Here is a 14,378-nt window from a genome sequence, read left to right as displayed (position 1 = left end):
AATAATTTTAAAAATAAAATACAAAATTAAAATTATTCATTCATTAATGAAATATTTAACTAACAATATACAACTATTGTCAATTTGGTGCATTTTGACAACAGTTAAATTAGTAAATCATTCAGTTTCGTGAGGAAGATTTTATGCAATCTAACTTATCTCCTAAAGAAATTGTCGGGGGTAATATATATAAAGCCCGCCGAGCAAAAGGATTAAGTGGCTCTGAGTTAGCTGATTTACTTTTATGCTCTCAGCAACATGTTTCACGTATTGAGCGCGGAGTTATTCGACTACACCTAGAGCAGATTAAGCAAATTGCGAACTCGCTTGATATTGATATTAATTGTTTATTAGATGGTGTTGGATTTCAAAATAACTCAGTAAATTATATCCATAATATGGAATGTTATTTTAAAGCTGAAGGATGGTTTTCTGGATCTAGTCAATTTATGAAATAGGTTTAACCTTATGTCAGAAAATATAATAAAACCAACATTTAATATTATTGTAGGAAAAAAAATAAAAAAACACAGAAAAGAAATGAAATTAACTGCTGAGGAACTAGGGAGATATATTGGCGTAAGCCAACAGCAAATTTCCCGTTATGAATCAGGAGTTAACCATATTAACATTGATTTTTTATCTCAATTATCTGAGTTATTTAAAGTACCAATTCAAGTTTTTTTAATAGAAGACTAAATATATTTTTTAATTATTAACAATTCAATTTCATTTTTAGTATTTGATTTTTAAATCAAATACTAGTGCTTTGCTTTTTTCCAGTTCATTGCAAATAGAGTGTCTGCAATGAGCAATGAAAACTGACACTCATTCTTTACTTAACAATAAACATAGGACTTTATATTCATGAAAATGAAATCTATTGCAATGGCAACTTTTATGGCTCTGGGATTAGCTTCTGCAGCAAACGCAGCAGATCAAGGCCACGGTAAAGTAACGTTCAAAGGCGCTATTATCGATGCTCCATGCTCAATCTCTCCTAGCTCAATCGACCAAACAGTTGAATTAGGTCAAATTTCTAACATGGCATTAGTTGATGGCGGTAAATCAACTCCACGTCCATTCGAAATCACTTTAGAGAACTGTGATATCACTAAACTGACTAAAGGTGTTCAATTAACCTTCAGTGGTGCTGCTGCATCTTTCGACAATACCAATAAAACACTGGGTATTGTTGGTACTGGCGCAGGCGCTGGTGTTCAGATCACTAATGGTAGCGGCAATGTGGTGACTTTAGGAACAGCAGCACCATTCCAACAAATTCAAAATGGTAACAACACACTGAATTTCGCTGCTTACTTAAAAGGTAATGGTGGCGATATCGACACTATCACTGCCGGTGACTTTAGCTCAGTAGCGGATTTCACTCTGTCTTACGAGTAATTCATCTTGAGCCAACAAATTAATTTGTTGGCTCATTCCGACTGAATTGGGTGTAAGAGAGGGAGCAATGAATAATTCGATAACCAGTGGAGTGTTTTCATTGATCTTAAGTATAGGCACGTTGACTGCGGTATCAACTGCATATGCTCAAGGCTCAGTGAGTATGAATGGAAGCATTATTGAAACAGCATGTGCAATTGATGTCGGCAGCCGTGATCAAACTATTGATATGGGAAGTATTGCGCTGACTCAAATTCGCCGTGATGGGCAAGGACCTGCTCGCCCTTTTGTTATCCGATTAGTGAATTGTGTTCTTGAACGCCAAAATCCCGACAAACCGAATTGGCAATACTTTCGCGTAACATTCGATGGCTCCCATGACAGGGGGTTATTTGGTGTGAACGGACAAGCTCAAGGTGTTGGATTACAAATTCAACGTGAGGGAGATGGTGAAATTGCCATACCTGGCCAAGGAATGTCAGTGAGCTCCCTAACAGCAGGAACAAAAGATCTCACCTATCGGCTACGGTTGGTGGCGAATAACCGCCCATTGGCATCAGGCCAATACTACAGTCAATTACGTTTCAAACTGGATTATGAATAGTCGGTTCCTCTTATAAATGAAACTCCCCTTTGTAGGATGAGCTTCGTGAGCGAAATGACATTACGGATAAAAGAACGCAAAAGAAGGTCGAGATGATGACCCTGAATTTCATTCACACGCCTGTGTTACAGATAACTCGGCCTTGCAGATTAGGGCTTTTAGTCGCGTTGGCTATTAGCTTTGGTGGTCACGCATCCGATATTAAATTTAATATGGATATGCTAGACGTCAATGATCGTAACAACATTGATCTAAGCCAATTTGCGCGTCCAGGCTATCTCATGCCTGGTGAATACAGTTTTACGGTTTTCTTAAACAAGCAAAGCATGCCGGAAGAAACTGTCTTTTACTATGCACCTGAAGGTGAGTCGAATGAAAGCCTCCCTTGCCTGAGCCCTGCTTTAGTTGAAAAATTCGGTATCAAACCTGAATTGATGTCGACGTTAAAGTGGTGGCACGAAGGACAATGTTTATCGCTTGAAAGTTTACCCGGAACTGAAGTTAAAGCCGACCTTGCAACTTCGGCTATGTATATTAGTTTGCCGCAAGCCTACCTCGAATATACCGCTGAGAATTGGGATCCTCCTGCACGCTGGGAAGAAGGGTTACCCGGCGCATTGTTTGATTACAACTTAAATGCACAAGTGGGCCAACAAACCCGCTCAGGACAACAAACCAACTACAGTACCAGCGGTAATGGGGTTGCTGGCGTTAACTTGGGTGCTTGGCGTGTTCGTGCTGACTGGCAAATGCGTATTGATAAGCAGCAAGGGCAAAGCACGACCACATCACTAGATTGGACTCGTTATTATGTCTACCGAGCAATCAAATCCTTAGGCGCAAAACTCACCTTAGGTGAAGATTATTTAACCTCTGATATTTTTGATAGTTTCAGATTTACAGGGCTTAGCCTGATTACCGATACCAATATGCTACCACCTAATCTACGTGGATACGCACCAGAAATTACTGGGGTAGCAAAAAGTAATGCAACCGTCATCGTGAGCCAACAAGGACGCATTATCTATCAAACTCAAGTCGCTGCGGGCCCATTCCGTATCCAAGACCTAAATGATGCATTAGCTGGGCAAATCGATGTTGAAGTTAAAGAACAAGACGGCTCAACACAGACTTTCACTGTAAATACTGCAAGTGTTCCATATTTAACACGCCCGGGGCAACTGCGTTACAAATTAGCCGCAGGGCGCCCAACAAATTGGCGCCATCATGTTAGTGGCGATACCTTTGCAAGTGGCGAATTCTCTTGGGGGGTTAACAACGGCTGGTCACTATATGGTGGTGGAATTGGTGCAGAAAACTATGCATCCGCGGCTATAGGGATTGGTCGTGACTTAATGGTATTCGGCGCATTGTCATTCGATATTACTCATGCTCGGGCGCATTTAACCAACTTAGGTGATATTGGCAATAAAACGTATCGCGGAAGCTCGTATCGTTTAAGTTACTCTAAACGTTTTGATACCTATAACAGCCAAGTGACATTTGCAGGATATCGATTCTCTGAGCAAGGTTTTATGAGTATGTCTGAGTATTTGGATGCGCAGGAAACGGGTGCACGCCAATACAACAGCAAAGAAATGTATACCATCTCTTATAACCAACAATTTTCAGAGTTAGGGCTAAGTGCATTCATCAATTATTACCATCAAACCTATTGGGATCAACCGGATAACGACCGCTATAGTATTTCGTTAGCTCGCTATTTTGATATTGGGAAATGGAAGAATCTTAGCCTCAACTTGACGGCATATCGAAATCGTTATCGTGAAAACAATGATGATGGCGTATACGCGTCACTCACAGTGCCTTGGGGTGAAAAAAGTTCCATTAGTTATAACAGTAGCTGGGATAAAAATGATAACTCACAGCGCGTGAGTTACTACAGCACCATCGATGAAAGAAATAACTATCAGTTAAGTACCGGATGGGCACGTTCAGGTGCACTTGTGAGCGGCTATTACACTCATCAGGGAGACTTAGCACAGCTCAACGCGAACGCAACGTACCAACAAGACCGTTATCGATCTGCGGGGTTCTCTTTACAAGGTGGTTTCACCGCAACGGAGAAAGGTGCCGTACTGCATCGTGGTAGCCAAATTGGTGGTACTCGCATATTTGTTGATACCGATGGAGTACCTAATATCCCATTACGTGGTTACGGCTCGATTGTGCGCACTAACCGCTTTGGACAAGCCGTTATTAGTGACGTGAATAGCTATTACCGTAACCAAATTAGCGTTGATTTGAATGCATTACCAGATGAAGCGCAAGTGTCTCAATCTATAAAGCAAGGCACTTTAACGGAAGGGGCAATTGGCTACCGTCAATTTGATGTTGTCGCAGGAAACAGTGCGATGGCGTTGTTAAGGCTGTCGGACAATAGCACACCACCTTTCGGGGCAATTGTCTTAAATGGTCGTGGTCAGCAAGTTGGTATGGTGGGTGATGATGGAAATACCTATCTCACTGGTTTAAACGCAAAAGATACCTTGCAAGTTCGTTGGGATGACCAAGTGCAGTGTGAAATCACACTCCCTGATACCTTGCCAGAAGATGAATACTTACAGGCAAGCTGGTTATTACCGTGCCACAAACCGGGAGCAAAAGCCACATCGCCAGCGACCATAAAGACACAATCAGCGAGTCGTGCATTAGAAGCAATGCCGAGAGCATCAGAACTCGTTGTGCCTGTTGTTGAAAGAACAGCGCCAAAGGAGTCAAGCCGCTGGTTACAAAAATAATAAAAATGAGTGGTACGCAAAGAGCGATGAGTGCTCCTTAACCATAGAAGATAACAATATGATGAATAACATGATGAAAAACAAATTGATGAACAAAAAAAACGCCCATAAAGCAGTATTCGCATTGGCTGGTGTTGTGTTGATTTCAACAACGCTATCTTCTGCTCAAGCGGCAGTTGCCTTAGACAGAACTCGAGCGATTATTACGGGAGACGAAAAATCGATCAGTTTAAACATCAGCAACGAAAACAAACAATTACCTTATCTCGCTCAAGGTTGGGTGGAAAATGAGAAAGGTGAAAAAATAAGCGACCCATTTACGGTATTGCCACCGGTACAGCGTGTTGAGCCGGGGGCAAAAAGCCAAATCAAAATCCAAGCTCTGCCAAGTGCCGCTTCTCTGCCGCAAGACAGAGAATCCGTGTATTACTTTAATTTGCGTGAGATTCCACCGAAAAGTGATAAACCCAATACGCTGCAACTGGCATTACAGACACGTATTAAATTGTTTTATCGACCAAAATCAATCATTCCAACACGTGAACAAATGGATAACCCATGGCAGGAAAAAGTGACTCTTACGCGTCAGGGTAACCAGTATACGATTAATAACCCAACTGCCTATTACGTTTCTTTTGTCGATGCAGTCCCCAACAAAAATGGACAGACAGTCGCAGGGTTTGAGCCCGTAATGGTTGCCCCCAAAAGCAGCAAAGCACTGAACGTCAGTGCAGACGCATTAGGTAATAAACCTGTGCTGACCTATATCAATGATTATGGTGGTCGCCCAACACTGTCGTTTACATGTCAGGGAAATAGCTGCCATGTGGTACCTGAAAAAAAATAGACTGATCTGAAATGCGCGATGAGATAGCAGGAGAATATCATGGCAAACACAAGCAGGATGCTCCGTTATGTGGGCTTAGGAAGTTTAGCGCTGAATTTATTCAGTAGCATGGCGATGGGAACAGCCCTAAATAAAGTTGATAGCTGGGATGTAGATGGTTCACATGGCACGCTATATGTCCATGGAGCTTTGACGGAAAGTGCTTGTCGTTTAGCAATGTCATCAGCATATCAAACTATTAATTTAGGTACTGTGGGTACAGGACAGCTTCAGCATGTTGGGCAAACTGGTAACCCTGTTGCGATTGAACTGCGTTTAGAAGATTGTCTAAGTGGTGAAAGTCGCAGCCGCACTGCACAGGGGAATCTTTTGTGGAGCCAACAAATGCCGTCAATGAAGATCCGCTTTTTGGCTCCTATAGATACCCAAGACCCGCGCTTGGCAGCTGTTATCGGTGTTCAGGGGATTGGCCTGCAATTAAGTGATGCAGCGCGTTCACCAATTAACTTAGGTGAGTACAGTACACCACAATTGGTTTCACCTGGGCAAAACCAATTAACTTACTATGTAACGCCAGTACGTACCTCTGCTCAACTAAATGCTGGAGCTTATCAGGCGTTAATTAGATTCCAGGTAAGTTATGAATAGGGGCATGGAGATGAGAGGAGCTTATTTTCTTACGATATGCTTTAAAGCACTTGTCCTAGTTGGGGTAATTCTCTTTGGTGCTCTGATTTCACTCAGCTTTTCTTACAAAGCTATCGCTGCAAATCTCAGCACTAATATCCAAATTCGTGTGACGGTATACGGTGAGCCGGAATGTACCCTTGGCGGTGCAACAACGACTTCTGTAGATTTTGGCGATATACATCAGGCAAAGATTGACGGTGCTTATGGGCGCTCACCTATCAATTACAACTTGATATGTAATGGCTTATATAAGAATACATTAAAGATGACGCTGAGATGGACTGATAGGCAAATTAATGGTGAGTCATCCGTGACGACCAATCTCCCGAATTTAGGTATTGCCATTTACCGTGATGGAACCCGACTCAGCAATGGCGCGACACTCAATTTTAATTATGGGAATTCGCCTGCTTTGTATGCCGTCCCCGTTAAACCTACAGGGGTAAACTTAACATCAGGTGGGGATTTTACGGGCAATCTCACGATGGTATTGGATTACCAATAGGATGATATCAATGAAATTATTCCGTTATCTTCTCTCGGTCTGCATGATGCTTAGCCTGTTTAGCCAAAGCCAAGCATCAACACTTGGTATCCAGCTAAAAGGTCGATTATTGGTGACACCGCCCGAGTGTATTTTGAATAATAACCAACAAGAAACTATACATTTTGGCGATATATTGCTTCCACGCATTGATGGAGTTCAATACAAGCGTACTGTACCGATGAGACTCAGCTGCACAAATCTAGCGAAAAACGCTATAAAGCTCACGCTTGTCGGCGATGGAACATCATTTAATAGCAATGGCGCATTGAAAACGAGTAACCCAAAACTCGGTCTTTCCTTTTATGTGAACAATGCTAAGCAAGTTATTAACCAGCCTTTCAATGTGTTATATACAGCGCTGCCAACCTTAGAGGTTGCCCCAGTAAAAAACAGTAATGCCAATTTTACGAATACCGATGGCGGATTTTTTACAGCACTGGCAACACTGAAAATTGAGTATCAGTGAGAATGATTATGTGGAATAACAATCAAATTAAGCATTGGATGGCAGGATTTATAATGGTGATGTCCATATCTTCAGCGCAAGCAAATTGGGCATTTGATGGCACGCTAATTATTCCTCCTGTTTGCCAATTAAGCCATGACGACCCAATAAAAGTTTCATTCGGTAAAGTGGGTGTACGAAAAATCAACGGTACCGCCTTCAAGCAATCTATTCCTTTTCAATTAAATTGTGTTGGCGATATGACACAACCGTGGGATATCAGCTTGATATTCGGAGGAACACCTGCAGGAAGTGGATTTGATAATGCGACATTAAGAACAGTGACACCGTTGAATAATGGCAAATTAGGAATTCAAATTCAAAAAAATGGCCAACCTCAACCATTGAATGAAGCCTTTTTGATTAATGCGGCTTCATTACCATCCCTTTCAGCCGTTCCTGTCATGCGTTCAGGAAGCGAACTTGTAGGGGATAATTTTACTGCATCAGGCACGTTAACCATTATTTTTGAATAGGAGGCGGCAGTCATAACTATGAATATTAAACGTAATATGAGCTTTGCCTTTAGCTTATGGTTTTTGGGTGCCACTGCGGCTTTTTCTGCAGATGTGGAGTTTGATGGCACGCTAATTGAAGATGCTTGTGACGTTTATCCGGGCGACGAATCGATTGAATTAGATTTCGGTACGATAGTGGATAAATACCTGTATCTAAATACTCAAACAAATAGCCAACCTTTTACCATTCGCTTAATCAATTGCGATTTAGCATTAGGCCATGAAGTGAAAGTCACATTTATTGGCGCAGAAAGTTCAGCTTTACCTGGTTTATTGGCATTAGATGCAGGAAGCCAAGCAACTGGCGTGGCTGTTGGTATTGAAAGTATTTCCGGTGCGGCAATCAAAATTAATAGTGGCAGTTATACCCAAGGGTTATATACCGGAAATAATAATGACCTAAGATTTCAAGCGTATGTGAGAGCTGAGCCAGTTGCATTGCAAAATAAATCAATTGTGCTCGGTTCATGGGCTGCGAGTGCCACGTTCAAATTAGATTATGAGTAAATCATTATGTATGCGAAAAAAGCAAAAATATACGGAATGTTAAATACAAGCCTTTTGAGTATTTTATTATTAATCATCGCATTAGCGTCTCTATTTCCTTCTCGCCCAGCCAATGCGATTGCGTATGTAATGCCTGTGAGTATGACCTCTGGAGCCTGGCCTCGTGTTGAGATGGACATTCTTTCTTGGAGTGAAGCAAGTGGTGTCACTAACCCTTGTTATGGGTCAACAGAATGCTGGGTAGGCCCTGATGTTCTGTATGCATCTGGTGCGCCGTCGTTGAGTGGCTCTTGCTTAGATTATGGTAACTGCATTCGAATTAACCAGTATCGAACAGCGGAAGAAGTCGCAGCGGCTTTTCGTAGTGCAAAAGGAATTCCTTATCGTGCATCGTTTGTCATTGATAGCCCAAATGCAACTTGTATTGGGTTATTTTATGTCAACCATAAACCAACCCCGGGAGTTAGGAATGCAATCCAATGGCCAGGTAGCGTTTGTGGTAAAATTCCACCTACAAATCAAACATGTAGTATTTCTTTGCCTTCTTTTGTTAATCACGGGGCGCTCAGTAACACGAGTTTAAATGGTAAAACAAACTCAGTTTCTGGCAATATCACTTGTACACAGGCGACAAATATCAACTTATTTGCTCGCTCAACCACGGGTGAGCGTTATGTATATTTAAATTCGACTTCTAACTTTTATTCAAATCCATTAATTAATAATCAAAATGGCTGGAATGGCGCGAACATGAATATTTCTGGAAACAATGCGGCGAATTCATTTACATTCACTTCTGAATTGCATGCATCAGGAACGGTAACGCCTGGATATTACACAGGAAATGCAGTCGTCATTATTGCATTTAATTAGTTAATCAAAGCCTTCGAACCCAATTCACTAACTTGGTAGTTTAGCAGCGTATTTTTAAATAGAATACGCTGCTTTTATGAATATTAATAAGCTGTAACCTTTTCATTTCAATAATATTTCTAACCCGATAGAAAACTTGAAACCCACTAGCACCGCAAAGTAAATAACCAGTGCATTGCTGGTACTCGATGTGGCACTCTCACTTCACCAAAGGTATATCTGCAAGCTAAACTATTTGGCAAATTTAGCGAAAAAACCAGCAACCACATGATATAATTTGAGTTTAGAATTAAAAGTTCTAACGATATAAACTCGCCTGAACCGGACGGTACCCCCTAATGTAATAAAAAGCCAATCATAGCTATGTATTACCGATTCAAATGTGACAATACATAGCTACCAATGCTAAATTATAAAAAGAACATGCAATCGAAAAATCTTATATTAAGTCAAATGTAAAAATTGAGTTTCTGCTGACACTCCGATTAGTTCAATACTCTGAATAGGGGTAAGTGTGTGAAAAGCTCCTTTTTCATGATAAACTTATATTGAAAATATAAAGAGTTAGGTTGATTCAGACTTAGTATACAAATAAGCTCAATACTGGATTTTAGTCATGAAAGAAATCAAAAAAATGTCAGATAAAGACTTTGTTGATACACTAATACAAGAGTGGCTGGAAACCGTCCCTACATTAGACTTGAGTGGTTTACCTATTATCGCCCGCATAGTACGCATGAGCCATTATATTTCTCAATTTATTGATGCCAATCTCGCTCGTTATAATCTAAATGTGGGTGAGTTTGAGGTACTAGCAGCACTTGCTAGGAATCCTGATCGTCAGCTTTCACCAAAAGAACTTCAAAAAAAAATCCTTATTTCCTCCGGTGGGTTATCTAACCGAATTAATCGATTAGAAGAAAAGAAATTTATTGTTAGAATTCCAGATCCTGCGGATAGACGTGGTGTGATTGTAAAAATAACACCAGAGGGACGAAAGCTAACCCTTGAAGCTGTGGAAACTCACGTCGCGATTGAAAAATCATTAGTTCAAGGATTAGATGACGAAAATAAAGATCAACTCGCAATGCTACTGAAAAAACTTATTCAATCACAAAAATCTGAGCTCAACGAAAAAAATGGGGCTTAATAAAAAACCCCAAAGTTGGAATAAACCTCAGGGTGCAGCTCACATTGAGCTGTCTTCATTTTGCCTTAATCACTTTAGTTAGGTTTTTTACTGACCCGTCCCTCAGACTTTAAAACTAACCATAACCCAGCCAAAATCAAACATAGCCCTACTATAGCAAACATATTAACATTTTCATGGGCAACAACGATCGCCAGGAAAAATGCCACAATTGGTTCAATTAAACCCAATGCCACTCCTGTTGGAGCACTAATATGTTTCAAAGCTTGAGTATATAAAAGATAAGCCACTCCAGTTGTTAATAATCCAAGATAAAATATGACTGCAATGCTCACCCAACTGACAGTTGGCGTTCCCGCTAGTATCCAAGCAATTGGAACCGCGATAAATATAGCAATACTGAATGTATGCTTAGTAATGGTTAATGGAGAATCAATGCTAACCAATTTCTTACTCATCAACGTATAAAGTGCATAGCAAAAGCCAGCACTTAAACAAATAAGTAAGCCCCCCGTATTGATTTGCCAACTGCTACTTTGAGAAAGAACCATCCATGTCCCTCCAGCCGTCGCACAAAAAGTTCCAAGCCACCAAAGTAAAGATGGGGATTTCTTGAGAAGAATCGCCTGCATTAAGCCAGCCCAAATAGGTGCGCTACCAATAGTTGTTGCTGTACCAATAGCAATCCCTGTCGCCTTTATACCTGCAAAAAACGTTAAGTTATATAACCCCATACAAATACCTGCGATAGTAATATATCGCCAATATCTCCTTGACCTATTCGAAGAATTTTCGCTTTGCTGTCGCTCATTTATTTTTAGTGATTGGCGGCTTGCACTACGATAAAAAAACAACAAATGGAAGAATAAACACGCAACAAGTAATCTAAATGCACCAATCCAGTAAGGTGCTGTTGCACCCTGTACAAAGCTTTGAGCCGTCCCCGCAGTACCCCATAAAAAAGCGGCACTTAGCGCTAGTGTGATACCCACTAAAGATACTTTTCTCATCGTCATTGAACTTTTACCACCATTTCAATAAAAATATATCTTCACACTAAGATACTTCACAAGAAGATACAAGTTGGATTAGATTCAAGGTGAAAGAAAAGTAATTGTTCATGATAAAAATCAATTATAGTACGTTTTTTGATTGATATTAAAAAGCGAATTACTAATATTGATATATCTTCTTGTGAAGATACTTCCAATAAAGAAATAATAATGAGAGGCAGCTATGACTGTTATATTTATCAGTGTAATAGTGTTGATACTGGCGGGTTATGCAATTGCGAAGAACTACGAAGCAAAGATTGTATTGTTCACTGCTGGTATTGCGCTGATGCTCAGCGCAGCAATGTTAGGGATGCCCATTTTAGATATAAAACAAAGTACAGGGAATATTTGGCTTGATCCACTAAAACAAATACAGCTAGGGTTTATAAAACAGTTTGGTGGCGCAGGGATCATAATCATGGTCCTATTTGGTTTTTCTTCTTATATGTCACGCATTGGTGCAAACGATGCAGCCGTTCATTTAGTCGCAAAACCTATTTCAAAAATTCGTTCTCCTTATATCCTAGTCCCAATCGTTTTTTGGTTAGGAAACTTACTATCATTAGTGATCCCCAGCGCAGCTTCATTAGCCGTTATTTTAATGGCGACCTTATATCCAATATTAAGAGCTGCCAAAATGTCATCAATGACAGCGGCAGGTATTATTGCAACTACGGCGACAATTATGCCAACACCACTAGGGGGTGATAATGTTGTTGCGGCTCGATTACTGGGTTTTGAACATGTTGTCGACTACGTCACGTTACACCATGCTGTTGTCTCACTTCCTGTTTTATTATTAATGGGATTTGCACACTATTTTTGGCAAAAGTATATGGATAAGCGCCAAGGTGCATCCGCATTTACTGAAGTTGATGAAAGTAAACTCGAAGGTAATAAAGAACTACCCCCTGCCTACTACGCCTTATTTCCGCTCGTTCCACTTATTCTAATTATCGTTTTAGGACTCTGTTTTCGAGAAATTAAAGTGGGGCTTGTTGAAATCACACTCTTCTCTTTTATTCTTGCATTTGCCACTGAACTTATCCGTAAAGGCAATCCAAAAGAACAAATGGTTCAAGCTGGACTCTTTTTTAAAGGCATGGGTGAAGGCTTTTCTCAAGTTGTTGTTCTGATTGTTGCCGCAGGTACGCTTGTTGCTGGCCTTAATGCTATTGGCATCATCGATATGATTTCGGGCGTGGTCAAAAACGTGAATAATGCAGGCGTTGGATTAATGTTTATTTTCTCCGGCTTAACAGCATTAATCACCTTTATTAGCGGTAGTGGTAATGCGGTATTTTATTCTTTCATTGAATTAATTCCATCTATAGCGAATCAAGCCCATGTTGATCCAATTATGGTTGCTCTTCCAATGCAATTTACGTCTAACTTAGTTCGAGCAATCTCTCCAGTCTCAGCTGTCGTCATTATTGTCGCATCGGTTATCAAAGTGAGTCCTGTTGAAGTAGTGAAAAGAACCTCTGTACCTTTAGCGGTAGGCACGATAGCAACGTTAATTTATGCATATTTTCTGTATGCGTAGAATGGGTTATTAAAAGGAAAATAAAAATGACTACAATAGATAATGCCTCATTAGTTACGTGGCGACGTCAATTCCACCGTTACCCAGAAACGGGTTGGGGGGAGTTTTATACCACGGCGACCTTAATTAAAATACTTGAAGAAATGGGGCACCACGTATTAACAGGGGAGCAGATCATCAATCCTGATTTTATTCGTGGGCGCAATCCATCCATTGTTGAAAAAGCCAAGCACGCAGCCAAAGAACGTGGAGTCGATGATGCGCTACTCGAAAGGATCGGCGACTACACAGGATGTGCAGCAATCTTTGATACCGGACGGCCGGGGCCCACTATCGCATTTCGTTTTGATATTGATTGTGTCAATGTACAAGAAACCGATACGGCAGAGCACATTCCAAATCAAGAAGGATTTAACTCTACTAATCAAGGCTATATGCATGCTTGTGGCCATGATGGGCACATGGCTATCGGCCTCGGTGTCGCAAAATGGTTGATGGAAAATAAAAATAGTTCACTAAAAGGTGTTATTAAACTCATTTTCCAGCCAGCTGAAGAAGGTGTACGCGGAGCAAAACCTATCGCCGAAAGTGGCATTCTAGATGATGTTGATTACTTTGCTTGCGGGCATCTTGGCTGTGATATCCCAAGTGGAGTGATTGTAGCCGCACCGGAACGTTACCTTTCGACATTAAAAATGGATCTACGTTTTAAAGGTAAAGCCGCGCACGCAGGTATGGAGCCACATGCCGGAAAAAATGCATTACTCGCCGCTTGTAACGCGACTATCCAGATTTTAAGCCTACCTACCCATGGTGAAGGAATGACCCGCGCTAATGTCGGGGTATTAAATGCAGGAGAAGGCCGTAATGTGATCCCTTCATACGCACAAATGCAAATTGAAGTACGTGGCGAAAATGAAAAAATTAACAATTACATGACCGAAGAAGCCTTAAGGCGTGCACGTGGTGTAGCACTCAGCTTTGATGTTGAACTCGAAACTGAGGTCATGGGGGAAGCCGTTGATTTCATTCCTGACGATGAAATGACTGACTATATCACCGAAGTAGCCCAAACTATTCCAGCCGTAAAAAAAGTACAGCGCACCATGAATTTTAATGGCAGTGATGATGCCACACTGTTGATTAAACGCGTACAAGCTCATGGCGGAAAGGCCGCTTATTTTGTGATTGGATCTGATATCAAAGCTGGCCACCATCAAGCCAAATTTGATATCGATGAAGAACAGCTATTCACTGGTTTTTCAATCTTTACAGGGTTACTACAACGTTTATCCGTATAAAAACAGCAAATCAATATAAGCCAATTATGAAACCTTATAGCTGATGATGTTATAAGGTTTTTTTAAGGA

16 protein-coding genes are annotated in these 14,378 nt (G+C 40.9%); 15 read left to right on the top strand and 1 reads right to left on the bottom strand.

The window, feature by feature from the left end; all coding sequences use genetic code 11:
- The first annotated feature begins 143 nt into the window (after nt 1-143).
- The 13 genes from SJ312_RS18795 (at nt 144) to SJ312_RS18735 (ending at nt 10,407) form a co-directional block, all read left to right on the top strand.
- Nucleotides 144-458 carry a helix-turn-helix domain-containing protein gene (locus SJ312_RS18795; protein ID WP_004259612.1) on the top strand — a complete coding sequence of 105 codons (315 nt, stop codon included), beginning with the start codon at nt 144-146 and terminating at the stop codon, nt 456-458.
- Nucleotides 459-468: 10 nt separating this feature from the next.
- Nucleotides 469-699, top strand: coding sequence for a helix-turn-helix domain-containing protein (locus tag SJ312_RS18790; protein ID WP_110591112.1), 231 nt, complete (start codon nt 469-471; stop codon nt 697-699).
- Nucleotides 700-867: 168 nt separating this feature from the next.
- Nucleotides 868-1,404 carry a fimbrial protein gene (locus tag SJ312_RS18785; protein WP_004259621.1) on the top strand — a complete coding sequence of 179 codons (537 nt, stop codon included), beginning with the start codon at nt 868-870 and terminating at the stop codon, nt 1,402-1,404.
- A 67-nt stretch (nt 1,405-1,471) separates the two neighbouring features.
- Nucleotides 1,472-2,008 (top strand): fimbrial protein, encoded by a 537-nt coding sequence (locus SJ312_RS18780; RefSeq protein WP_004259625.1) that lies wholly within the window; start codon nt 1,472-1,474, stop codon nt 2,006-2,008.
- 92 nt (nt 2,009-2,100) lie between these two features.
- Nucleotides 2,101-4,770: an outer membrane usher protein gene (locus SJ312_RS18775; protein WP_110591111.1), complete on the top strand. Its 2,670-nt coding sequence runs from the start codon at nt 2,101-2,103 to the stop codon at nt 4,768-4,770.
- A 58-nt stretch (nt 4,771-4,828) separates the two neighbouring features.
- Nucleotides 4,829-5,617 carry a fimbria/pilus periplasmic chaperone gene (locus SJ312_RS18770; protein ID WP_036958076.1) on the top strand — a complete coding sequence of 263 codons (789 nt, stop codon included), beginning with the start codon at nt 4,829-4,831 and terminating at the stop codon, nt 5,615-5,617.
- 39 nt (nt 5,618-5,656) lie between these two features.
- Nucleotides 5,657-6,265 carry a fimbrial protein gene (locus SJ312_RS18765; protein ID WP_004259635.1) on the top strand — a complete coding sequence of 203 codons (609 nt, stop codon included), beginning with the start codon at nt 5,657-5,659 and terminating at the stop codon, nt 6,263-6,265.
- Nucleotides 6,266-6,275: 10 nt separating this feature from the next.
- A complete protein-coding gene (locus SJ312_RS18760) occupies nt 6,276-6,812 on the top strand; it encodes a fimbrial protein (protein WP_228677414.1) in 537 nt (178 codons plus the stop codon).
- A gap of 10 nt (nt 6,813-6,822) precedes the next feature.
- The gene (locus tag SJ312_RS18755; RefSeq protein WP_243154724.1) at nt 6,823-7,320 is read left to right on the top strand and encodes a fimbrial protein; all 498 of its coding nucleotides are present in this window, start codon (nt 6,823-6,825) and stop codon (nt 7,318-7,320) included.
- Between the two features lie 2 nt (nt 7,321-7,322).
- Nucleotides 7,323-7,835, top strand: a complete 513-nt coding sequence (locus SJ312_RS18750) for a fimbrial protein (RefSeq protein WP_004259643.1) — start codon at nt 7,323-7,325, stop codon at nt 7,833-7,835.
- A gap of 18 nt (nt 7,836-7,853) precedes the next feature.
- A complete protein-coding gene (locus tag SJ312_RS18745; RefSeq protein WP_110591110.1) occupies nt 7,854-8,384 on the top strand; it encodes a fimbrial protein in 531 nt (176 codons plus the stop codon).
- Nucleotides 8,385-8,390: 6 nt separating this feature from the next.
- Complete coding sequence (locus tag SJ312_RS18740; protein ID WP_319868188.1) at nt 8,391-9,257, top strand: hypothetical protein; 867 nt, start codon at nt 8,391-8,393, stop codon at nt 9,255-9,257.
- A 616-nt stretch (nt 9,258-9,873) separates the two neighbouring features.
- Nucleotides 9,874-10,407, top strand: a complete 534-nt coding sequence (locus tag SJ312_RS18735) for a MarR family winged helix-turn-helix transcriptional regulator (protein ID WP_004259653.1) — start codon at nt 9,874-9,876, stop codon at nt 10,405-10,407.
- Nucleotides 10,408-10,481: 74 nt separating this feature from the next.
- Here the strand turns inward: SJ312_RS18735 and SJ312_RS18730 are convergent, their stop codons facing one another.
- A complete protein-coding gene (locus SJ312_RS18730) occupies nt 10,482-11,423 on the bottom strand; it encodes a DMT family transporter (protein ID WP_112307639.1) in 942 nt (313 codons plus the stop codon).
- A gap of 220 nt (nt 11,424-11,643) precedes the next feature.
- Between SJ312_RS18730 and dcuC the strand changes: the two genes are divergently transcribed.
- Both dcuC and SJ312_RS18720 read left to right on the top strand, forming a co-directional pair.
- Nucleotides 11,644-13,008, top strand: coding sequence for a C4-dicarboxylate transporter DcuC (dcuC, locus tag SJ312_RS18725; protein WP_004259659.1), 1,365 nt, complete (start codon nt 11,644-11,646; stop codon nt 13,006-13,008).
- Between the two features lie 26 nt (nt 13,009-13,034).
- The gene (locus SJ312_RS18720) at nt 13,035-14,309 is read left to right on the top strand and encodes an amidohydrolase (RefSeq protein WP_004259661.1); all 1,275 of its coding nucleotides are present in this window, start codon (nt 13,035-13,037) and stop codon (nt 14,307-14,309) included.
- Nucleotides 14,310-14,378: the final 69 nt, after the last annotated feature.

The organism is Providencia sp. CIM-Carb-044, assembly GCF_033901115.1.
GTDB lineage: Bacteria > Pseudomonadota > Gammaproteobacteria > Enterobacterales > Enterobacteriaceae > Providencia > Providencia hangzhouensis.
The sequence above is the reverse complement of the archived record's forward strand: the minus strand, read 5'-3'. Positions and strand labels throughout refer to the sequence as shown.